Here is a 21301-nt window from a genome sequence, read left to right on the forward strand (position 1 = left end):
GTGCGGTGCGGCTAGGGTAGTGGGCGGTCGGTGGGCGCGACGGCGACCGGGAGGGCGCCGTCCTGACCGAGGTGGCGGTCGACCGCGGCGGCGGCGGAACGTCCCTCGGCGATGGCCCAGACGATGAGGGACTGGCCGCGGCCCATGTCGCCGGCGCAGAAGACGCCCTCGACGGTGGTCTGGTAGTCGGCGTCGCGTACGACGTTGCCCCGTTCGTCCAGTTCCACTCCGAGTTGTTCGAGCATGCCCTCCTTCCGGGGTCCGACGAAGCCCATGGCCAGGGTGACCAGTTCGGCGGGGATCTGACGTTCGGTCCCCTCCACGGGTGCGAAGCCGCCGTCGGTGCGTTCGACGTCGACGAGTTTCAACGCGCGGACGTCGCCGTGCTCGTCGCCGAGGAACTCGACGGTGTTGACGGAGTAGATCCGCCTTCCGCCCTCCTCATGGGCGCTGGTGACCTTGTAGAGCGTGGGCATGGTGGGCCAGGGCCGGTCGTCGGGCCGTGTGGTGGGCGGCTTGGGCATGATCTCCAGTTGGGTGACGCTCCTGGCGCCTTGGCGGTGGGCCGTGCCGACGCAGTCGGCGCCTGTGTCGCCTCCGCCGATGACGACGACGTGCTTGCCCCGGGCGTCGATGGCGGGGGTGTCGTGGTCGCCTTCCTGGACCCGGTTGGCCAGTGGCAGGTACTCCATGGCCTGGTGGACGCCGCCGAGTTCGCGGCCCTTGACGGGCAGGTCGCGCCACATGGTGGCGCCGCCGGTGAGGATGACGGCGTCGTGGTCGGCGCGTAGCCGGTCGGTGGTGACGTCGACCCCGATCTCGACCCCGGTGCGGAAGGTGGTGCCCTCGGCGGTCATCTGGGCGAGGCGGCGGTCGAGGTGCCGCTTCTCCATCTTGAACTCGGGGATGCCGTAGCGGAGCAGGCCGCCGAGACGGTCCGCGCGTTCGAAGACGGTGACGTCGTGACCCGCGCGGGTGAGTTGCTGCGCGGCGGCCAGGCCGGCGGGGCCGGAGCCGACGACGGCGACCCTCCTGCCGGTGCGGTGGGCGGGAGGCAGGGGTTCGACCCAGCCCTCCTCCCAGGCGCGGTCGATGATGGAGACCTCGACGTTCTTGATGGTGACGGCCGGTCGGTCGATGCCGAGCACGCACGCCGACTCGCAGGGCGCCGGGCACAGACGACCGGTGAACTCGGGGAAGTTGTTGGTGGCGTGCAGGCGTTCGACCGCCTCGGCCCAGTCATGGGTGTGGACGAGGTGGTTCCACTCGGGGATGAGGTTGCCCAGCGGGCAGCCGTTGTGGCAGAAGGGAATGCCGCAGTCCATGCAGCGCGAGGCCTGCTCGGTGACGGTCCGCCGGTCGAGGCCCTCGTGGACTTCGCGCCAGTCCTGGATGCGCACGTCGACGGGCCGGTGCGCGGGCAGCCGGCGTTCGGTGATCTTCAGGAAACCCTTGGGGTCGGTCATGTCTTCTTCCTCCTTTCGTGTGCGCCGGTGCTCAGGAACGCGACGAGGCCATGACGGCCTCGTCGACGTCGCGGCCCTGATGTTCGGCTTCGGCCTGGGCGAGCAGGACGCGTCTGTAGTCGCGCGGCATGACCTTGGTGAGGCGGTCGAGTCCGGTGGGGCCTTCGGCCAGGAGACGTGCGGCGACGGCCGATCCGGTCTCGGAGTGGTGGCGGCCGAGGAGGTCGGTGAGGAACGCGCGGTCCTCGTCGGTGAGGGGTTCGACGTCGACCATCTCGGGGTTGACGCGTTCGGTGCGCAGGTCCAGGACGTAGGCGATGCCTCCGGACATGCCGGCGGCGAAGTTGCGGCCGGTGGGGCCCAGGACGACCGCGCGTCCGCCGGTCATGTACTCGCAGCCGTGGTCGCCGATGCCCTCGACGACGGCGGTGACGCCGGAGTTACGGACGCAGAAGCGTTCGCCGACGACGCCGCGCAGGAGGATCTCGCCGGAGGTGGCGCCGTAGCCGATGACGTTGCCGGCGATGATGTGCTCCTCGGCGACCAGGGGCGAGGCGGGGTCGGGGGCGATGATGAGGCGTCCGCCCGACAGGCCTTTGCCGACGTAGTCGTTGGCGTCGCCGTACAGGCGCAGGGTGAGGCCGCGGGGAACGAAGGCACCGAAGGACTGTCCGGCGGATCCGGTGAAGGTGATGTCGATGGTGTTCTCGGGCAGGCCCTCCGCCCCGTGGCGCTTGGTGAGCTCGTGTCCGAGCATGGTGCCGACGGTGCGGTCGACGTTGCGTATCGGCAGTTCCAGCCTGACGGGCCGGCCGAGGTCCAGGGCGCCCTCGCTGAGCTGGACGAGGGTGTTGTCCAGGGCCTTCTCCAGTCCGTGGTCCTGGGAGCGTCGCCGTGCCCGGTGGTCGCCCGGCCGGGGACGGACCCGGTGCAGCATCGGTGACAGGTCCAGGTTCCGGGCCTTCCAGTGTTCGACGGCGTCGGTGGTGTCGAGGAGGTCGACGGCGCCGACGGCCTCGTCGAGGCTGCGCAGGCCCAGTCGGGCGAGGTGTTCGCGGACCTCCTGGGCGATGAACTCGAAGAAGTTCACCACGTACTCGGCCTTGCCGGAGAAGTGTTCCCGCAGGACGGGGTTCTGGGTGGCGACGCCGACGGGGCAGGTGTCCAGGTGGCACACCCGCATCATGACGCAGCCGGAGACGATGAGGGGTGCGGTGGCGAAGCCGTACTCCTCCGCACCGAGCAGGGCGGCGACGACGACGTCGCGGCCGGTCTTCATCTGTCCGTCGGCCTGGACGACGATGCGGTCGCGCAGGCCGTTGAGCAGCAGGGTCTGCTGGGTTTCGGCCAGTCCGAGCTCCCAGGGCGTCCCGGCGTGCTTGAGGGAGGTCAGCGGTGAGGCTCCGGTGCCCCCGTCGTGGCCGGAGATGAGGACGACGTCGGCGTGGGCCTTGGAGACGCCCGCGGCGACGGTGCCCACCCCCGCCTCTGAGACGAGTTTGACGTGGATCCGCGCGGTGGGGTTGGCGTTCTTGAGGTCGTGGACGAGTTGGGCGAGGTCCTCGATGGAGTAGATGTCGTGGTGGGGCGGCGGTGAGATGAGGCCGACCCCGGGGGTGGAGTGCCGGGTTCGGGCGACCCAGGGGTAGACCTTGTGGCCGGGGAGCTGACCGCCCTCTCCCGGTTTGGCGCCCTGGGCCATCTTGATCTGGATGTCGTCGGCGTTGGTGAGGTAGTGGGAGGTGACGCCGAAGCGTCCGGAGGCGACCTGCTTGATGGCGCTGCGGCGCAGGTTCCCGTCGGGGTCGGGGGTGAAGCGGGCCGGGTCCTCGCCTCCCTCTCCGGTGTTGGACCTGCCGCCGAGGCGGTTCATCGCGATGGCGAGGGTCTCGTGCGCCTCGGCGGAGATGGAGCCGTAGGACATGGCGCCGGTGGAGAATCGTCCGACGATGGCGGAGACCGGTTCGACCTCGTCGAGGGGGACGGGTGCGCGTACGCCCTCCCTGAGGCGGAACAGGCCGCGCAGGGTCATGAGTCTTCGGGACTGGTCGTCGACCCTGCCGGTGTACTCCTTGAAGATCTCGTATCTGCGGCTGCGGGTGGAGTGCTGGAGTTTGAAGACGGTCTCGGGGTCGAACAGGTGCGGTTCTCCCTCGCGGCGCCACTGGTACTCACCGCCGCCCTCCAGGCGTCGGTGGGCGTGGGGGACGGCGGTGTGGGCCCGGCGGTGGCGGACGGCGACCTCCTCTGCCAGGACGTCGAAGCCGACGCCGTCCAGGCGGGAGGTGGTGCCGGTGAAGCAGCGGTCGATGACCTCCCGTCCCAGTCCGAGGGCCTCGAAGATCTGGGCGCCGGTGTAGGAGCCGACCGTGGACACGCCGGCCTTGGACATGATCTTCAGTACGCCCTTGCCGAGGGCCTTGACGGTGTTGTGCACCGCCTGGTCTGCGTCGACATCGCCGATACGGCCTCGTTCGACCATGTCCCGGACGGTGGCCAGCGCCAGGTAGGGGTTGACCGCGGAGGCGCCGTAGCCGAGGAGGAGGGCGACGTGGTGGCATTCGCGCACGTCGCCGGCCTCGACGAGCAGGCCGACCTCGGTGCGGGTCCTGTCCCGTACCAGGTGGTGGTGGACGGATCCGGTGAGCAGTAGTGAGGGGACGGGCGCGCGTCGGATGTCGGCGCCGCGGTCGCTGAGCACGAGGATGTGGGCGCCGTCGGCGATGGCCTCGGAGATCTCGGCGTTGATCTCGGTCAGGCGTGCGGACAGGGCGTCGCCGCCGCCGTCGACGGGGTAGGTGCCGTCGACGGTGAAGGTCTTGAGCGCCGGGTCGGTGCGGCCCGCGGCGGTGATGGCGGCCACGCGGGCCTGGTCGACGACGGGTGTGGGCAGCACGAGGCGCCGGGTGTCACCGGGGCGGGTGCCGTGCCGTGGGCGACCGTCGATGGTGGTGGAAGGTGACGGGTGGGGATCCAGGAGGCCGCGCTCGGCGCCGAGGAGGGTGGTCAGGCTGGTGACCATCTCCTCACGGATGGCGTCCAGGGGCGGGTTGGTGACCTGGGCGAAGTTCTGTGAGAAGTAGTCGAAGAGCGGGCGGGAGCGCTCCGAGAGCGCGGCCACGGGGGTGTCGGTGCCCATGGAGCCGAGGGGTTCGGCGCCGGTGCGCGCCATGGGCGTGAGGATGACGCGTAGTTCCTCCTCGGTGTAGCCGAACACCTGTTGGGCGCGGGTGAGGTCCTCGACCGGGGCGGGTTCGGCGGCGGGGAGGTCGTCGGGACGTAGGACGGCGGAGTCGACCCACTCCCGGTAGGGGTGTTCGGTGGCGAGTGCGGTCTTGATCTCCTCGTCCTCGACGATGCGGCCCTGGGCGGTGTCGACGACGAAGACGCGGCCGGGTTGCAGGCGGCCCTTACGGACGACGGTGGCGGGGTCGAGGTCGAGGACGCCCGCTTCGCTGGCGAGGACGACGAGGCCGTCCTCGGTGACCCAGTAGCGACCGGGGCGCAGGCCGTTGCGGTCCAGGACCGCGCCGACGATGGTGCCGTCGGTGAAGGAGACCGAGGCGGGGCCGTCCCAGGGTTCCATGAGGGTGGAGTGGTACTCGTAGAAGGCCCGGACGGCCGGGTCCATCTCGGTGTGGCCCTCCCAGGGCTCGGGGATCATCATGAGCACCGCGTGGGGCAGGGAGCGTCCGCCCAGGTGCAGTAGTTCCAGGACGTCGTCGAAGGAGGCGGTGTCGGAGTCCTCGGGGTCGACGACGGGGAGGATGCGGCCGAGGTCCCCCGGGATGAGGTCGGTGGCGAGCTTGGCCTCGCGCGCCCGCATCATGTTGCGGTTGCCCTTGACGGTGTTGATCTCGCCGTTGTGGGCGACGTAGCGGAAGGGATGGGCCAGGGGCCAGGACGGGAAGGTGTTGGTGGAGAAGCGGGAGTGGACCAGGGCCAGCCCGGAGGTGTAGCGCCGGTCGGACAGGTCGGGGAAGAAGGGTTCCAGCTGCGGAGTGGTGAGCATGCCCTTGTAGGCGATGGTGCGTGGGGACAGGCTCGCGAAGTGGACGTCGGTCTCGTGTTCGGCGCGCTTGCGCACGCAGTAGGCGTGACGTTCGAGGTCGATGCCGGTGAGTCCCTCGGTGGCGGTTCCGGGGGTGCCGGTGAGGAAGAGCTGCCCGAAGTGGGGCATGGACCGGCGTGCGGCGGGGCCGCTGTAGCGGGGTTCGACGGGCGGCTCGCGCCAGCCGAGGAGGGTCAGGTCCTCTTCGGCGACGATGGCGTTGACGTGTGCGACGACGGCGGCCCGTTCCTCCGCGTCGGTGGGCAGGAAGCCGATGCCGGTGGCGTAGGCGCCCGCTTCGGGTAGCGCGAAGTCACAGACCTCGGTGTAGAGGTCGTGGGGGATCTGGGTGAGGATGCCCGCGCCGTCGCCGTCGTCGGGGTCCGCTCCGGAGGCACCGCGGTGGTCGAGGTTGCGCAGTACGGTGAGCGCCTTCTGCACGGTGTCGTGGCTACGACGTCCCGTGAGGTCCGCGACGAAACCCACACCACAGGCGTCGTGCTCCAAGGCGGGATCGTACAGGCCCTGGGAGGTGGTCTTCGCGTCCGTCCGGGCGGACGAACGCCGTTTCTGTCCAGCAGGCATCTGGCCTCCTGTCGTCTTTCGTGGGCTTTGAAAAGCGCGTTCGGGACGACGTTGGCCCTGCTGCGTGCGGATGGAGTCGTGGTGCCGGGTGCGCGACGTGTCCGTCTTCCTCGTGCGCGGCCACGTCCTCGTGGTCGTCCGTGGCGGGCGGACACGCCCGTGACCGGCGGGTTCTTCCGTACGGGTCGGTCCGGCCGCGAGGGTGGTCGCGGGGTCCGGGCCCATGTGGCGCCACTGCCCGTGGTGCCCGTGCGGAAGGCGGAACGCTCCTCCGGGGTTCCCGGGGAAGGTCGGCGTAGCGGGTTTTTCCACGGGGGGACCACGCTAAACCTCTCACCGCGGTCGCAGCGACGATGGTGGGAGTCGGGGATGTCACACCGGGTGTGCGGGGGCGGTGCGGGGAAGGCCTCCGCAGACCCGGTGCGGGCCCGTCCCCCACAGGCGTCCTGGTGAGGCCACGGTGGTCGGGGCGTACGTGGGACGATCGGTGCATGCACCCGAACTCCGTGGGCGAGAACGCCCCTTCCCTTCCCGAGCCCGCGCTCAGGTCGTTGTCCGAGCACGGTGTGGACGCGCCCCGGCTGCGCCGCGTGTTGGCGCTGTTGTCCGACGGGCGCTCGTGGGACGCCAACGGCCTGGTACGCGCCACCGGGGTGGCCCATTCCCTGGTCTCCTCCCTGGTCGAGGCGTTGTCGGAGGAGGGCGAGGTGATCGCCGAGGACTCCGGCGGACCTGGTCGGGTGCGACTGGCCCGGCCGGCGGACTACGTCGGTGCGGTCGTGGAGGATCTGGCCGATCCGGTGGCGCACCTGGTCCCCCGGTACGCCGAGGTCCTGTCCGAGTTGGAGCGCGCGGTGGCCGAGGGGCCGGTCTCGGACCTGGATCTGGACCATGTGACCGCGACCGCCGAAACGGCGCTGCGGCGGGCTCTGCTGCTGTCCACACGTTTCGACCTGAGGGATCGCACGGTGTTGTGCGTGGGCGACCATGATCTGACCTCGGTGGCGCTGACCCTGGTGTGCCCACGGGCGCGTGCGGAAGTGGTCGACATCGACGAGCGCGTGCTGTCCCATGTGGACGCCCTGGCCGATTCCCTGGGGTCGAAGGTGCGCACCCATTTCGCGGATCTGCGTCTGGGCCTGCCGCACGCGGTGCGGGGACGCGCGGACGTGGTGTTCACCGATCCGCCCTACACACCCGACGGGGTGGAGTTGTTCGTGCGGCGCGGTGTGGAGGGGATGGTCGATCCGCGACGGGGTCGGGTGCTGGTGGCCTACGGAGCCAGTGAGACCACACCGAGGTTGGCTGCGGCCGTTCAGGCACGGCTGGTACGGGCGGGCCTGCTGATGGAGGCGGTGTGGCCCGACTTCAACCGCTACCACGGGGCCGAGTCGATCGGCGCCGCGTCCGACCTGTACGTGTTGCGGCCTTTGGCGCGTACGTTGCCCGCCCCCTCGGGGGAGGTCGCGCGTGTGTACAGCCAGGGGGTCAACGCCAAGGAGGCCCGGAGCGGGTTGGACGTCGGACGGGCCGAGGCGGTGCTGGCCCGGTTGGCGCGGGAGCCGGTCGGGGACGCGGAGCCGACTTTGGTGGGAGAGTGGCCGCGGCAGGTGGCCGGGACGGGCCGGGTGCGCCTGTCCACGTGGATGGAGGCGCCCGTGCCCGTGGGTCAGGGGTGCGCCGTGGTCAACCTCACCGGGGGGTGGGAACGCCTGGCGGCGCGCGCCGCTCTGGCCTGTCCTGGGGAGACGGTGTACCTGGTGGTGCCCTCGTCGGCGGCGTGTGTGCGCGACGAGACGGGGCAGCGGGCACTACGTGCCATGGTGGAGCCCCGTTTCGAGGTGCGTTTCCTGCGCGGCTTCGGGTCCTCGGACCTGACGGCGGTGCGGTTGAACCGACGCCCGGAGGGGGCCTCGGCGGTGGAGCGTCTCCTGGTCCACGTGCAGGAGCGCGCGCACGGTCGCCTCACCGCGACGCTGCGCGCGGGGTTGGTGGAGGTCGCGGCGTGGAGGGGGAGTCCGATCAACAAGCGCACCGCGCGTCACGCGGTGTCCGGGGTCGCCTCGTGGGTGCCCGATCACACCCTGCTGGATCTTCCCGAGCATCGTTTCGAGGGGTTGTGGGCGGTGGCCCGGGATCTGGTCGCGAGGATCTCGGAGGGCGTGTGACGGCGACGGGGCCCGCGAAGGTGGTCCGCGGGCCCCGTGTGTCCGTCGTCATGGGGGGCGTCAGCCGGTGCCGACCTGTCCGTCCTGGGTCTGGCCGAGGCCGTTCTCCTCGGTGCCGACGTCGTCCGGGCTCTGTCCCGTGTTCTCCTCGGGTGCCTGCTCGGCCTCGTCGTCGGAGACGTCGAGCTGCACCATCCTCCGGTAGAGGGGGTCGCGGAAGTTGGCCAGGGCCACGAGTGGACCGGAGAGGCTGACCCGGTCCTCCACCGACTCCGACCCGGTGGGCTGGACCCACACGATGACCAGGTAGTGGCCGCTGACGATGGCGTCGCTGGCGCTGTAGCCCTCTCCCAGACGGTCGAAGGGCTCTTCTCCCGAGGGGTCGAGCACGAACCCGGGGTCGGGAGCGGTGGCCTCTCCCCCTTCGTCCTGGGGTTCGGTCAGGGCCGCGGCCAGGGCCCGGCTGCTCTCGACGTCGGCCAGGTTGAACACGGCCGCCACACCGAAGTAGTCGTCGGAGACGTAGGTGGCGCGTCCGGCCTGGGTGCAGTCGGCCTCCGCCAACGCGTCCCGCGCCTGCTGACCCCACACCGCCTCGGCACAGTCCTCGGTCAGGTGCGAGTCGCGCAGGGTGAAGTCGATGCTCTGACTGGAGATCTCGGCGTTACGGTCACCGAACAGCTCGCCCTCGTTGAGGGGGCGGCTGTCGTCCTCGCGCGTGGCCAGGACCTCGTTCATGCCGCCGGTGTCGATGATGCGGTACACGACGGGACGGGCCTGGCGGGCGTCGGCCCCGCCTCCGTCCTCGTCCTGGCCGAGTTGCACGTACAGCACGACACCGAGAACGATCAGGGCCACGACCAGTACGGCGGACAGGAGAGCGATCAGGCGGCCGAAGCGCTTGGGCTCCTTCTTCCTGCGGCCTCCGGCCCGTCGGCGTCCCTCCGCCCGGGAGGAACGCCCTGAGGGCGCGTCGTCGGACTCACTGCTCTTCCTCCGACGCCCCGCGGGACCGGACGCCGACGGTTCAGAAGGGGACACCCAGGAGACCTTTCCTCGGATGGGTCCGACCCGCCCGGGGTGGGCCGGACCGATGACGTTCGCAAGCGGCCCCCGGCCGCTTCATGTTGCGGCCGGGGGCCGATCTGTCCGAGATCATATCGGGGCGTCCGACAGGGTCGGACAGGCTACTCCTCGGTGCCGCCCACCGCGACGACCTCCTCGTAGACGTAGCGGGCGGCGTTCATGGACGCCACGCTCAGCGTCGCCATGTCGGTGTTGTCCCCGGGCGGTGAGCCGTCGGTCTCGGCCACCCAGAACACGGCCAGGTAGTGGCCCATGACCTGGGCGTTGGCCTGGCTGTAACCGTCGCGCAGACCCGGGATCTCCTCACCGGTCTGGCTCAGCAGGAAACCGGCGCCGCCGTCGGCGTTGGTGGGGTCCAGGGCCCGCTCGACCTTGGCGGCCTCCTCGGCGTCGGCCAGGTCGAACAGGGTGAACTGCGCGACGTGCTTTTCGTCGGCGTCGGTGTACACACCGGAGGCCGCTCGGATGCAGTTGGCGTCGATGAGGCTCTGGCCGAGCTCGTCGCCCCACACCAGGGAGGTGCAGGAGTCGGTGACCTCACCCTGGCGCAGCTCCAACTTCATGTCGTCCAGCCCGATCTCGTCGACCGAGGCGAAGACGGTGTCCTCGGTCATGGGCTCGACGCCTTCGGGCCGCTCGTTGATGGGACCGAACACGTCCTCGCGGTTGGGCTCGGACAGGTACAGGTCCGGTGTGAGGGTGCTGTGCCCCTCCGGGGGCGCCACGACCGAATCGTCACCGCCGGCGACGTTCGCGCCTCCTCCGGCGAAGAGCTGGTAGGACAGCAGGCCGAGGAGGGTCACCAGGGCGAGGCTGAACGCCCCCAGCAGCAGGCCCAGTACGGCGGTGCCGCGCTTGCGCTTGCTCTGTTCGGCGAGGGTGTAGACGATCTGGTTGGGGCGGTCACCCAGGACCGACACCTTCTTGATCGCGGCGGCGGAGAAGGCGGAGACCCTGTCCGTTCCGAGTCGGGAGGCGCCGGAGGCCCGGCGACGAGGGGTCCCGGAGGCGCGGCGGCCGCCGCGTCCTCGGCGGGAGGAGCGTCCTCCCCGTGCGGACTCCGGTCCCTCGTCGCCGTCGTCGGCGAGGTCCTCGTCCGCGTGGTCGTCGTGGTCGTGGTCGTCGTAGGAGCCCGCGCTGTCGGCACCGGGACGGGTGTGACCGTACTCCTCGGAGAAGTCCTCCTCGGGGTCGTATCCGTCCTCGTGCTCGTCGCGTCCGTAGTCGTCGGTGTGGTCGTAGGTGAACTCTTCGGCACGGCGGGCTCCGCCTCGCCGGGATCTACGGCCGTACCCGGACTCAGCTCTGGTCACGGTCTTTCTCAATCGTCAACCCGTGGTCTGCTCGAAAGGTACGGGGTGGCCCCGATACGTGTTCCGGACACAGCCGGTCCACGTGGCTTCCCCGTGTCTACTCGGGCTTCGCACCGGGGTCTGTGTCCTCGCCGGTGTCCTTATCGGTTGAGCCCTCGCTACTAGATCGCTCAGGACGGGGATGGTATTCCGTCCCCGCCTCCTTCGATCCGGACTCCACCGTCCCGACCCGGGATTCCTCGCTGTCCAGAGCGCTGTAAACCGTGCTGTCGCCGGTGTTCTCACCCTCGGATGTGGGACCGAACACCTGGGTCCCCGCGTCGTGGCCGTGGGGGACCACGGCGCTGGAGAAGGAGTCCATACGGCGGCCGGCCCACAGGAAGTAGGCCAGGGCGCCGGCGAAGACCAGGACCGAGGTCCAGTTGTTCAGGCGCAGACCCAGGAAATCGTTGGCGGGGTCGACGCGCAGGTACTCGATCCAGAAACGGCCCACGCAGTAGCCCATGACGTAGAGGGCGAACAGGCGTCCGCCCCGCAGGGCGTTCTCGTAGCGACGGCCCGCCCAGGCCAGCAGTACCGCCAGCAGCAGGCACCACAGGGATTCGTAGAGGAAGGTGGGGTGGTAGGTGGTCACGCCCAGTTCCATGCCGGGGCGCAGGTGGCCCTCGGGGTAGGGCGTGATCTCCACGGCCCAGGGCAGGTCGGTGGGTCGTCCGAACAGTTCCTGGTTGAAGTAGTTGCCCCAGCGTCCGATGGCCTGGGCCAGGGGGATGGTGGGGGCGATGGCGAAGGAGAGCCTGCTCATGGACAGGCCGCGTTTGCGCGCCACCAGCCACACGCCCAGGGCGCCCATGGGGATGGCTCCCCAGATGCCCAGGCCGCCCTCCCACACGTACAGGGCGCGGATGGGTTCGCGTCCCTCACCGAAGTACAGCTGTGCGTCGCTGATGACGTGGTACAGACGTCCGCCGATCAGGCCCAGGACCACGGCCCACACGGCCATATCCATGATGGTGCCCTTCTCGCCCCCCATCGCGGCCCAGCGGCGTTCGCTCCACAGCACGGCGACGATGACACCGGCGAGGATGCACAACGCGTAGAAGTGGATCTGCAACGGCCCGATGGGGAGGGAGTTGACCTGCGGGCTGGGGAAGGCCGCGAGGGCGCGGCCGACATCGACCGCACCCTCGGAGGCTGTCAACGACAATGTCACTGGTCTGCTCTCGGGTTCGCCCCGCGTGCGGGGGGTGTTTTGTGGGATCCTACTCCGCGCCACCCCCGTCGCCCAGTGGGGCGCTGTCGACCTCTCCCGGCTCGGCCGAGGCGATCGCCTCGTTGAGGCCCCGGGCGGTCATGGCGGTGTCGTTGTCGAGCAGCTCGCCGTTGACGTAGACGGAAGGCGTACCGCGGAACGCGTTCTCTCCGCTGTAGCGAGTGTAGGCGTTCCCGGTGGCCTCGATGATCTGACCCGTGTAGGTGCCCTCCAGGAACGAGGGGTCGTGGCCGTTGTCGGCGCCCCAGGTCATCAGGTCGGCCAGCACCATGGTGTTCAGAGTGTCCTGACCGATCTGCTCCGCGGCGTCCTGGGACAGGGCGGGCAGGTAGTCGCCGGTGAACTCCTCGACCACGGCGCTCTCCTCGTCCACACGCCGGTCGAACTGCTCCTGCTGCTGTTCGGAGGGGTCGGTCTGGGCGAACCACTCCTTGAGTTCGTCGGGGGTGAAGCCCTCCCTGCCCTCGGTGGGCTGGTTCTGGAAGAGGAGGTCGTTGAACTCGACGAAGCGGTCGTGGTCGGCCGCGGCGCGGGCCGCGACGCCCGCCCTCAGCGAGTTGCCGCTGATGGGCTCGGGCCGCTGGGCGAAGATGCTCACCGGACGGTACTGGACGATGGCCCGGCCCTCGGCGGCGTTCTCCTTGAGCACGTCACCGTTGAGCAGTTCGAACTGGCGGCAGGCGGGGCACTGGTAGTCGGCGTAGACCTCCACCACCGGTGCCTGGGCGCCCTCCTGGGCCATGACGACGCTGCCGTCCTCCTGAAGGACCTGGGGGGCCAGGGCCCCCTCGTAGCCGTCCCCGCGGTCGGCGTTGAGCACGAGGTAGCCGATACCGACGATGGCGACCACGACCAGGGCTGCGGCGCCCAGAACGAGAAGGGTCTTGTTGCGTTTGGCCGCCCTCTTCTCCTTCTCTCGTATTTCCCTGATCCTCTCGCGGGAGCGCTTGCGCGCTTCACTCCCCATGCTTCCCTCTGTTTCTCATGCTGGACGATGCGGTCGGTCCGGCTACCGGAACAGGCCGATGACGCGGTCGATGGCCAAGGGCGAACGCGGCCACACCGCGATGAAGGCGCCCATGGCCGCGAAGGCGACGTCGCGGGCGATGGAGACGCCGTAGGTGGTCTCCCCCGGTTCGACCTGCCCGCCGCCGCCGAAGCAGCCACAGTCGATGTTCAAACCCCGGACCATAGCCGAGACGATCCCCGCGATGAAGATCACCATGAGCAGTGCGCCGACGGCACCGCTGTAGCGGGTGGCGAGTCCGGCCAGAAGCAGGACCGCCAGGGCGAGTTCGAACAAGGGGAGGGTGTAACCGATGAGACGGGCGATCTCCACCGGGAAGAGGTCGTAGGCCTCCACCGCCTGGACCGACAGCGCCGGAGGGAACTTGGTGACGGCGGCGGTGATGAGCACCGCCGCGAGTCCGACCCGGCAGGCGAGGGTGAGCCAGGGCTGGACGGATTCCCAACGCGATCCGTGCGCGGATGCGGGAGTGAGGGTGTCGCCGGTTGTGTCCATCACGTGTGCCTTCGAGGAGATAGGGGGCAACGCGTCGCTTTCGGTGTTCGCATTGTCGCTCTGGGTTCCGCGTCAGATCCTACTCGTTGCGACGAGTGGGTGATGCTCGGGTTCCGACTCCGGTCTCCGGTCGGATGTCGGGAGGTCACGGACGTTCCCATCACATCACCCGTTCCTCGGGCGCGGTGGGTTCCCGGGTGACTCTCACCTGATTCTCACGGTCTTGACCGTGTTCTCACCGTGGGTCGGGACGTGACGGAGCGGGAGGCCGTCCCACGTGGGACGGCCTCCCGCTTCGGTCTCGGCAGGGCTCAGTCGCGGCCCGAACGCACCCCGTGCGCCAGTTCCTGGGCGAAGGAGCGGACCGCCGTGAGGCCGGTCTCCAGGTCGGGGGCGTCCAGGATCCGCTGGCAGAACCCCGCACCGACGATCACCCCGTCGGCGTAGGAGGCCACCTCCGCGGCCTGGGCTCCGGTGGAGATGCCCAGGCCCACGCAGACGGGCAGTCCGGAGTCGCGGGTCGCCTCGCGTGTGCGCCGCACCAGCGTGGAGGCGGTGTCGGCGACCTGGGCGCGGGTGCCCGTCACGCCCATCAGTGAGGCCGCGTACACGAATCCGGTGCAGGCGCCGGTGGTCAGGGTCAGACGGTGGTCGGTGGAGGAGGGCGCGATCAGGAAGATCCGGTCCAGTCCGGTGGAGGTGGAGGCCGCGATCCACTCCTCGGCCTCCTCCGGGAGGAGGTCGGGGGTGATCACCCCCGACCCGCCCGCCTTGGCCAGGGCGGTGGCGAAGCGTTCCACCCCGTAGCGTTCGATGGGGTTCCAGTAGGACATCACCACGGCGACGGCTCCCGTGGCGGCGGTGGCCTCCACCACACGGAACACGTCGTCGGTGGTGGTGCCGGCGTCCAGCGCCATGTCCGCGGCCCGCTGGATGGTGGGGCCGTCCATCATGGGGTCGGAGTAGGGCAGACCGACCTCGATGACGTCGCAGCCGCCCTCCACCATGGCCTCCACGACCCTGATCGAGGACTCCACGTCCGGGAAGCCGGCCGGCAGGTAGCCGATGAGCGCGGCACGTCCCTCCTCACGGGCGAGGGCCAACCTGGTCTGTAGTGCGGTGGTGGTCACGACCGTCCCTCCGAGTTCACGAGGCCGAAGTAGGCGGCCGCGGTGTCGACGTCCTTGTCGCCGCGCCCGGAGAGGTTCACCAGGATGACGGCTTCCGGGCCCAGACGCTCGCCGAGTCTGCGCGCGCCCGCCAGGGCGTGCGCGCTCTCGATCGCCGGGATGATGCCCTCGGTACGGCACAGAAGCCGGAAGGCCTCCATGGCCTCGGCGTCGGTGACCGGTTCGTAGGTGGCGCGGCCCGTGTCGGCCAGGTAGGCGTGCTCGGGTCCCACGGCCGGGTAGTCGAGTCCGGCCGAGATCGAGTGGCTGGGCAGGGTCTGCCCGTACTCGTCCTGGAGGACGAAGGTACGCGCGCCGTGGAAGACGCCGGGGCTTCCGGCGGTGATGGAGGCCGCGGTGCGGGTGGTCTCGGCGCCCTCTCCCCCGGCCTCGAAGCCGTACAGGGCCACCTCGTGGTCGGGGATGAAGGCGGCGAAGACGGCCATGGCGTTGGAGCCTCCGCCCACACAGGCGGCCACCGCGTCGGGGAGCCCTCCGGTGCGCTCCAGCACCTGTTCGCGGGCCTCCTGTCCGACGACGAAGTGCAGGTCGCGCACCAGCTTGGGGAAGGGGTGCGGACCGGCGACGGTACCGAACAGGTAGTGGGTGCGGTCGACATTGGCCACCCAGTCCCGGAACGCCTCGTTGATGGCGTCCTTGAGGGTGCGACTGCCGATGGTGACGGGAACGACCTCGGCGCCGAGCATGCGCATGCGGGCGACATTGAGCGCCTGGCGCCGGGTGTCCTCCTCGCCCATGTAGATCACGCACTCCAGGCCGAGCAGGGCGCAGGCCGTGGCGGTGGCCACGCCGTGCTGTCCGGCACCGGTCTCGGCGATGACGCGGGTCTTGCCCATGCGCTTGGTGAGAAGGGCCTGTCCCAGCACGTTGTTGATCTTGTGGGAGCCGGTGTGGTTGAGGTCCTCGCGCTTGAGCAGGACGCGGGCGCCGCCGCAGTGCGCGGAGAAGTTACGTGCCTCGCTCAAGGGACTGGGACGTCCGGTGTAGTCCTTGAGCAGTGCGGCGAGTTCGGCCTGGAACTGTGGGTCCTGTCTGGCCTTGTCCCATTCCGTGGCGACCTCGTCGAGGGCGGCGACGAGTGCCTCGGGCGCGAAGCGGCCACCGAATCGGCCGTAGTGCCCGTGTGCGTCGGGCGTCGGTTGGTCCTGGCTCATGGAAAGCTCTCCTGACGAGGGCCGGCCGCGGGTCGTTCCCCGGGCCTGGCGCCGCAGGGATCCGCGCGCCGACCGGCTGCGCGCCGCCTTCTCCGGCGGCGCGTTCTGACTGTGGGTCAACGCGGCGTCGGGAACCCGCGGCTCACGCCCGCGGGCTCCCTAGAGCCATCGCCCGCCGGGGAGCGCCGCCCCGGTCACCGGTACCCGTGTCGTTGTCGCCACACCCGCTCCTAGCTACGGTCCCGCAGGGCCGGATGGGCTCCGGCGGTCACCAGATCGGCCACGGCCTCGCGCGGGTTCCGACCGCGGACGAGGCTCTCACCGACGAGGACGGCACCGGCTCCGGCGCCGGCGTAGGCCAGCAGGTCGTGCGGGCCTCGGATCCCGGATTCGGCGATCTTGACGATGTCGGAGGGGATGAGGGGGGCGAGCCGGGAGAAGGTGTCCCGGTCCACCTCCAGTGTCTTGAGGTTACGCGCGTTGACGCCGATGACGGTGGCACCCGCGTCCAGGGCGCGGGAGACCTCCTCCTCGTCGTGCACCTCCACCAGGGGCATCAGACCCAGGGAGCGGGCTCGCTCGACCAGGGAGACCAGGGCCTCCTGGGACAGGGCGGCGACGATGAGCAGCGCGGCGGAGGCGCCGAAGGCGCGGGCCTCCCACAGCTGGTAGGAGCTGACGATGAAGTCCTTGCGCAGCAGGGGGGTGTCGACGGCCTGGCGGACGGCCTGTAGGTCGGCGAGGCTTCCGTTGAAGCGACGCTGCTCGGTGAGGACGCTGATCAGGGTGGCGCCGCCCGCCTCGTAGTCGCGGGCCAGCGCCGCGGGGTCGGTGATGGAGGCGAGGGGTCCCTTGGAGGGGCTGGCGCGCTTGACCTCGGCGATGACGTGCACCCCCGGGCGCCGCAGGGCGGCTTCGGCGTCCTGCGGGGTGGGCACCGACCCGGCCTGTTCCTTGAGGCGGTCCAGGGGAAGGGCCTCCTGCCGCTGCGCCAGGTCGGCGCGTACTCCGTCGAGGATCTCGTCGAGCACGCTCACCAGTTCCTGCTCCCTCGTGAAAGTGGCCGGTCACGGTGGTGGCCGCGTGGGCGGGCCTCCAGCTGTGGGGCGGGACCGGACGCCGCCGCCGCACCGTGTTGCTGCCTCATCGTATCCACCCGTCGGCTCTGGGACGTCGCCGCCCCACCCCCCTCCGTGTTTTCTCGTCGGGGGGCGGGACGGGAGTCCCCAAGGAGCTCACGTCTCCGACACGATGGCGAAACCGACGCCGAAGATGAGGAGAAGGACGTAGAGGACGACCGGGACGAACAGGACCACACCGATGATGCCCAGGATCTTGGCGGTGTTCGCCGCGGACTGGGCTCCCATGTAGTCGCCGACGGACCACTTGCTGTTGACCTGGATGGCGAAGATCAGACCGATGATGCCGATCAACGGGATGCAGCTGAGGATGCCCAGGATGTTGTGCACCAGATAGTTCTTGGGCGCCTCACCTGGTGGCGGGGGCGGCGCTCCGTGGCCGTAGCCGTATCCGTAGCCGCCGGGAGGACCGTAACCACCGGGACCGTAGCCACCCGAAGGGTCGTGACCGCCGGGAGGACCGTAGCCGCCGGAAGGGTCGTGACCGCCGGGGGGCGGAGGGACGTGGCTCATGTGCGCACTCTCCGAGATCTGTCATGGCGTGTCCGCCACGAGAAGGGAACGCGTCCGCAGGTCCCGGGCTCGGGGTTCTGCGTGTTCGCGTGGGACTACCGCCCGGGGAACAACGGGGTCCCGGGGGCGAGGAAGGAGAACCAGGGCAGGTTGCGTAGGACCCAGTGCCCGGTGATGACGATGAGCATCCCCCACAGGAACCATCCGGGCGTGAGCCTGGGAGGGCTCTTGGGCGGCCGGAGGCAGTGGTGGAGCCAGCGCACGTACGTCCAGGCCACGTAGGGGGCCAACAGCCACAGCAGCGGGTTCATGCTGAGGGAGCCGAGGACGTCACCGTGGGTGAGCAGCGCGATCGCGCGCATGCTGCCGCAGCCGGGGCAGAAGGTACCGGTGAGCAACAGCCAGGGGCAGGTGGGGTAGTTGCCGGGCTCGTTGGGGTCCACCAGGTGCAGGAGCGCGGCTCCCGCCATGCCGAGCACGCCCAGTCCCGCGGGCCACACCACCGGAGGCAGGGACATGATCCGACGCCTGAGCCGGTCGGTCGGGGAGAGTCTCTCCGAAGGGGCGGGCACGGGGCCGACCGGAGGTTCTTCGTGGTGTGGATGCACGTGATCAGCCTAGTGTTCGGGGTCGACAAGGGTTCTGCCCCCGAGCACCGGAGCGTTCGGGGGCAGAGGTCCCACGACGACAGGCGTCCTAGTAGTACATCATCGGGGCACTGGCCGCCGCGACGATGGCGAGCACCACGTAGAGGCCGATGCTCAGCACCCATCCGATGCCGCCGAGGATGAAGGCGATCCGCGTCCACTTCTTGGCCTGGGCCTGGGCTTGCAGGGCGCCGCCCTGGTCTCCCCTGTTCCACAGGTCGTTGACCTTACTGGCGTTGATGATGGCCGGAATGGCGAAGGGCCAGCAGCAGAAGATCGCGACGATGGCCCAGACGAGGCCGTTGTCCGGAGGGGTGGCCCCGGGCGGAGGGCCGTAGCCGCCGCCGTGGGGTGGGCCTGGGTTTCCGGGGGGTGGGGGACCATAACTCATGCTCGACACAACTTTCGAAAAGAAGGACAAGGGATTTGGCACGACGCGCCGACGGCACGCCGGTCGTCCGACATGGGGCAGGGTCGGATCACCGGGTCGCGCGCACCGCAGGCAGGAGCGGATGGTTCCTCTTCGATGAACTCGTCACCGGCCGGAACCAACGCGGCCGACAGCGCCGGTGGGGTGAATCTACCTGCCCCATGGGACGTTAGTCCATTTTCAGTTGTCCATCCGCTTTGAGCTGCGGTTTCGGGAAAGTCCCCAGCCCAGGTCAGACCGTCGTCTTACGACCGGCCTCCCACTCCTCACGCGTGGGCGGGACCGGGCGGGGCTCCTTGCGTCCCAGACCGGCCTTCTTCATGACACCGGCGATGATGGCGAGCACGATGCTGACGCCGAAGGTCACGGCGAGCCAGGTCATCAGGGCACCGCCGAGAACGATGGCGGTGGCCGCCACGGTCCACACCACGATCCAGGAGATGGCGAGGAACCATGCGGAAACGGTGTTGCCGTGGTCCTCGTGGTGTTCGTCGGCCATCAGGGTTTCTCCTTCGGTTCGGCCGGCCGTTCGGCCGGCGGTGCGTGTGCGGTGCCGTCCCCGTCCTTTCGCACGGCGCGCTCGGGACCGGTGCCCTCAGGGGCGTCAAGTGTGGGGTCGTCACCGGCGTCCAGCGATCTCCACAGGTCAGAGGGTGTTTCGGACCGGTTCGCGCTCGGTGCGGCGTCTCGATCGTACCTGGTGCCCATGCCCGGCCAGGCGGGGGCCCGGAGCACGGCCAGCAGCCCGACCACGACCAACGACGCCGCGCCGGCCACGGCCATGGCGGGGCCGAGGAGGGACGGCTCGGGCCCGGTGGCCGCCTGCACGGTTCCGGCCATGTCGGAGGTGTTCTTCGTCACCGCGTCCAGGAGCGCCTGCGGACGGGTGGCGGCCCAGACCCCGTGGAGGGCGATCGCGCCGCCGACGGCGATGAGGAGGCCGATCAGGCGGCGGGCCGCGCCCTTGGCCGCGTAGAGGCCCGCGACACCGGCCAGGGCGGCCCAACCGATACCGCTCGGGAGTCCGGTGAGATCGCCTCCGGTCAGGTCCACCGGGGCCGGTGCGACCGGCCCGGGCGCGCTCAACAGACCGGTGACCCAGGTGCGTCCGGCCGCGACGAGCAGCAGGGCGGCCCCGGCGGCCAGGACGAGCATGGCGATGCCGTACTCCCGACGCACGCGGGGTGGTGTGGTGGCCGAACTCACAGGATCCCCCCGGCGTCGAAGCACGTGCGGTCGCCGGTGTGGCAGGCGGCGCCCTTCTGGTCCACACGCACCAACAGGGTGTCCCCGTCGCAGTCCAACGCGACCGACACCACACGCTGTGTGTGCCCCGAGGTCGCTCCCTTGACCCAGTACTCGCTCCGGCTGCGCGACCAGTAAGTGGCGGCGCCGGTGGTCAGGGTGCGGTGCAGCGCCTCGTCGTCCATCCAGGCGAGCATGAGGACCTCTCCCGTGTCGTGTTGTTGCACGATCGCGGGGACGAGGCCGTCCGGGTCGCGCTTCAGGCGGGCGGCGATGTCCGGGGCGAGGCTGCTGTCGCTCATGGGTCCAGGTTATGGCCGTCCGCGCGGCGCCGCGCACCGGGTGGTGCGCGGGGAGGGGCCCGTCACGGGACCGCCGGGCGTACGCTCCCACCGGGGAGGGTCCGCGAACGTCACCACCCGCGACGTCGGCCTCCGGTCCACTAGAGTTCCTGCGTCCCCTTCCGCCGTCTTCTCCTCGTACGTGGAGGTCGACTTGACCGCCGAGTCCCTGGCCGCCGATCTCGCGGGCAAGCCCGACGCCCTGATCCGGCTCGCCGACCGTTTCCCTCGGTGGGATCCCTACGCCGCGCTGCCCGCGCTGTTGGAGGACGAACCCGCCTCGGTGCGGTTCCTGGGGCTGGGCGCGGCACGGCACGCCTGCGAGGTGGCGGCGGCCCGCCTGCGCAGGGCGGGGATCGCGGCGAACGCGGATTTCTCCTCCTCCGTCGAGGAGCCTCCCGCCGGAGCGGAGACGCTGGTGGTGGCGGTGAGTCTGGGAGGCGGGCAGCGGGAGCTGTACACGGTTCTGGACCGCTATGTGACCCGTTCCCCGGTGATCGTGCTGGCCCCTTCCGTGGACGCCGTGGTGGGACGCCAGGCGGACCTGCTGGTGCCGCTGCACGCGGGTGAGGAGGCCAGTGGACTGGGCTGCCGTGCCTACCAGCACGCGCTCGCGCTGCTCCTGTTGTTGGGGCACCACCTGGGCGCTCCGGTCGTGGGCGGCAGCCAGAGCTTCCCCGGGTTGCTGCGCAGGGCGGCCAACGCCACGGTGTCACTGTTGGAGACCGCGCCCGAGTGGGTGCCCCGTGCGGCCGGGATCGTGGACTCGCCGCACGGAGTGCACCTGGTGGCCCCGGCCGAGCGCATGGCCTCGGCGTGGCAGGGTGCGCAGGCGCTGCGCAAAGGGCCGGTGCGGGTGGCTCACGCCTGTGAGACCGGGGAGTGGTCGCACACCGACCGCTATCTGGCCGCGGTGACGGACTATCGAGCGTTGCTGTTCGCGGGCTCGGTGTACGACGACCGGTTCGCCGAGCACCTGGGGCAGTTGCGGGGAGCGTTCGTGGCGGTGGGCCCCACCCCCGGCCGCGAACGCGTGCCGGGGGCGGGGATGACGGTGCGCTATCCGGGTGACGCCGACCCCGACGTGAGCCTGTTGGTGGAGCCCCTGGTGGCGGAGTTGTTGGCCGCTCACTGGTGGCGCGACCGTTGATCCGACGCGCCGTCCCCGGGTGGGGCGG

Annotated in this window: 18 protein-coding genes; 2 read left to right on the top strand and 16 right to left on the bottom strand. The window is 70.3% G+C overall.

What is annotated here, in order from left to right:
• Positions 1–11: 11 nt before the first annotated feature.
• Both PFX91_RS00625 and gltB read right to left on the bottom strand, forming a co-directional pair.
• On the bottom strand, positions 12–1466 hold the full coding sequence (locus PFX91_RS00625; RefSeq protein WP_285728621.1) for a glutamate synthase subunit beta: 1455 nt from the start codon (positions 1464–1466) through the stop codon (positions 12–14).
• Between the two features lie 31 nt (positions 1467–1497).
• Complete coding sequence (gltB, locus tag PFX91_RS00630) at positions 1498–6102, bottom strand: glutamate synthase large subunit (RefSeq protein WP_285728622.1); 4605 nt, start codon at positions 6100–6102, stop codon at positions 1498–1500.
• 491 nt (positions 6103–6593) lie between these two features.
• On the opposite strand from gltB, the gene PFX91_RS00635 reads away from it, so the two are divergent.
• Positions 6594–8270, top strand: coding sequence for a bis-aminopropyl spermidine synthase family protein (locus PFX91_RS00635; RefSeq protein WP_285728623.1), 1677 nt, complete (start codon positions 6594–6596; stop codon positions 8268–8270).
• 60 nt (positions 8271–8330) lie between these two features.
• Here the strand turns inward: PFX91_RS00635 and PFX91_RS00640 are convergent, their stop codons facing one another.
• The 14 genes from PFX91_RS00640 to hisI all read right to left on the bottom strand — a co-directional run bounded on the left by PFX91_RS00640 (position 8331) and on the right by hisI (position 20084).
• Positions 8331–9311, bottom strand: coding sequence for a hypothetical protein (locus tag PFX91_RS00640; RefSeq protein ID WP_285728624.1), 981 nt, complete (start codon positions 9309–9311; stop codon positions 8331–8333).
• Between the two features lie 146 nt (positions 9312–9457).
• On the bottom strand, positions 9458–10669 hold the full coding sequence (locus tag PFX91_RS00645) for a hypothetical protein (protein WP_285728625.1): 1212 nt from the start codon (positions 10667–10669) through the stop codon (positions 9458–9460).
• Between the two features lie 97 nt (positions 10670–10766).
• Complete coding sequence (gene lgt, locus PFX91_RS00650) at positions 10767–11876, bottom strand: prolipoprotein diacylglyceryl transferase (protein WP_285728626.1); 1110 nt, start codon at positions 11874–11876, stop codon at positions 10767–10769.
• A 55-nt stretch (positions 11877–11931) separates the two neighbouring features.
• Positions 11932–12909, bottom strand: coding sequence for a DsbA family protein (locus PFX91_RS00655; protein WP_285728627.1), 978 nt, complete (start codon positions 12907–12909; stop codon positions 11932–11934).
• 42 nt (positions 12910–12951) lie between these two features.
• The gene (locus PFX91_RS00660; protein WP_285728628.1) at positions 12952–13464 is read right to left on the bottom strand and encodes a MauE/DoxX family redox-associated membrane protein; all 513 of its coding nucleotides are present in this window, start codon (positions 13462–13464) and stop codon (positions 12952–12954) included.
• Positions 13465–13775: 311 nt separating this feature from the next.
• Positions 13776–14594, bottom strand: a complete 819-nt coding sequence (gene trpA, locus PFX91_RS00665; protein WP_285728630.1) for a tryptophan synthase subunit alpha — start codon at positions 14592–14594, stop codon at positions 13776–13778.
• Entirely contained in the window at positions 14591–15808 is a 1218-nt protein-coding gene (gene trpB, locus PFX91_RS00670; protein WP_285728631.1) for a tryptophan synthase subunit beta, read from the bottom strand. The genes trpA and trpB overlap by 4 nt, the downstream gene beginning before the upstream one ends.
• Positions 15809–16038: 230 nt before the next feature.
• Positions 16039–16845, bottom strand: coding sequence for an indole-3-glycerol phosphate synthase TrpC (gene trpC, locus PFX91_RS00675; RefSeq protein WP_285728632.1), 807 nt, complete (start codon positions 16843–16845; stop codon positions 16039–16041).
• A gap of 198 nt (positions 16846–17043) precedes the next feature.
• Positions 17044–17460, bottom strand: coding sequence for a CD225/dispanin family protein (locus PFX91_RS00680; RefSeq protein ID WP_285728633.1), 417 nt, complete (start codon positions 17458–17460; stop codon positions 17044–17046).
• 95 nt (positions 17461–17555) lie between these two features.
• The gene (locus PFX91_RS00685) at positions 17556–18068 is read right to left on the bottom strand and encodes a DUF2752 domain-containing protein (protein ID WP_502888221.1); all 513 of its coding nucleotides are present in this window, start codon (positions 18066–18068) and stop codon (positions 17556–17558) included.
• 88 nt (positions 18069–18156) lie between these two features.
• The gene (locus PFX91_RS00690; RefSeq protein WP_285728634.1) at positions 18157–18498 is read right to left on the bottom strand and encodes a CD225/dispanin family protein; all 342 of its coding nucleotides are present in this window, start codon (positions 18496–18498) and stop codon (positions 18157–18159) included.
• A 271-nt stretch (positions 18499–18769) separates the two neighbouring features.
• Positions 18770–19036 carry an HGxxPAAW family protein gene (locus PFX91_RS00695; protein ID WP_285728635.1) on the bottom strand — a complete coding sequence of 89 codons (267 nt, stop codon included), beginning with the start codon at positions 19034–19036 and terminating at the stop codon, positions 18770–18772.
• Positions 19036–19743, bottom strand: coding sequence for a Trp biosynthesis-associated membrane protein (locus PFX91_RS00700; protein ID WP_285728636.1), 708 nt, complete (start codon positions 19741–19743; stop codon positions 19036–19038). Before PFX91_RS00700 ends, PFX91_RS00695 begins: the two co-directional genes overlap by 1 nt.
• Positions 19740–20084, bottom strand: coding sequence for a phosphoribosyl-AMP cyclohydrolase (gene hisI, locus PFX91_RS00705; RefSeq protein WP_285728637.1), 345 nt, complete (start codon positions 20082–20084; stop codon positions 19740–19742). The genes PFX91_RS00700 and hisI overlap by 4 nt, the downstream gene beginning before the upstream one ends.
• A 193-nt stretch (positions 20085–20277) precedes the next feature.
• Here hisI and PFX91_RS00710 point away from each other — a divergent pair, with 193 nt between their 5' ends.
• Entirely contained in the window at positions 20278–21273 is a 996-nt protein-coding gene (locus PFX91_RS00710) for a phosphoheptose isomerase family protein (RefSeq protein WP_285728638.1), read from the top strand.
• The last annotated feature ends 28 nt before the right edge of the window (positions 21274–21301 follow it).

It is taken from the genome of Nocardiopsis sp. ATB16-24 (assembly GCF_030271535.1).
Taxonomy (GTDB): domain Bacteria; phylum Actinomycetota; class Actinomycetes; order Streptosporangiales; family Streptosporangiaceae; genus Nocardiopsis.

Coding starts and splice junctions, on each gene's coding strand:
- gltB (WP_285728622.1), bottom strand. CDS start 6,102: ATGCCTGCTGGACAGAAACGGCGTTCGTCCGCCCGGACGGACGCGAAG.
- PFX91_RS00690 (WP_285728634.1), bottom strand. CDS start 18,498: ATGAGTTATGGTCCCCCACCCCCCGGAAACCCAGGCCCACCCCACGGC.
- PFX91_RS00655 (WP_285728627.1), bottom strand. CDS start 12,909: ATGGGGAGTGAAGCGCGCAAGCGCTCCCGCGAGAGGATCAGGGAAATA.
- PFX91_RS00635 (WP_285728623.1), top strand. CDS start 6,594: ATGCACCCGAACTCCGTGGGCGAGAACGCCCCTTCCCTTCCCGAGCCC.
- trpB (WP_285728631.1), bottom strand. CDS start 15,808: ATGAGCCAGGACCAACCGACGCCCGACGCACACGGGCACTACGGCCGA.
- PFX91_RS00680 (WP_285728633.1), bottom strand. CDS start 17,460: ATGAGCCACGTCCCTCCGCCCCCCGGCGGTCACGACCCTTCCGGCGGC.
- PFX91_RS00625 (WP_285728621.1), bottom strand. CDS start 1,466: ATGACCGACCCCAAGGGTTTCCTGAAGATCACCGAACGCCGGCTGCCC.
- PFX91_RS00660 (WP_285728628.1), bottom strand. CDS start 13,464: ATGGACACAACCGGCGACACCCTCACTCCCGCATCCGCGCACGGATCG.
- PFX91_RS00695 (WP_285728635.1), bottom strand. CDS start 19,036: ATGGCCGACGAACACCACGAGGACCACGGCAACACCGTTTCCGCATGG.
- hisI (WP_285728637.1), bottom strand. CDS start 20,084: ATGAGCGACAGCAGCCTCGCCCCGGACATCGCCGCCCGCCTGAAGCGC.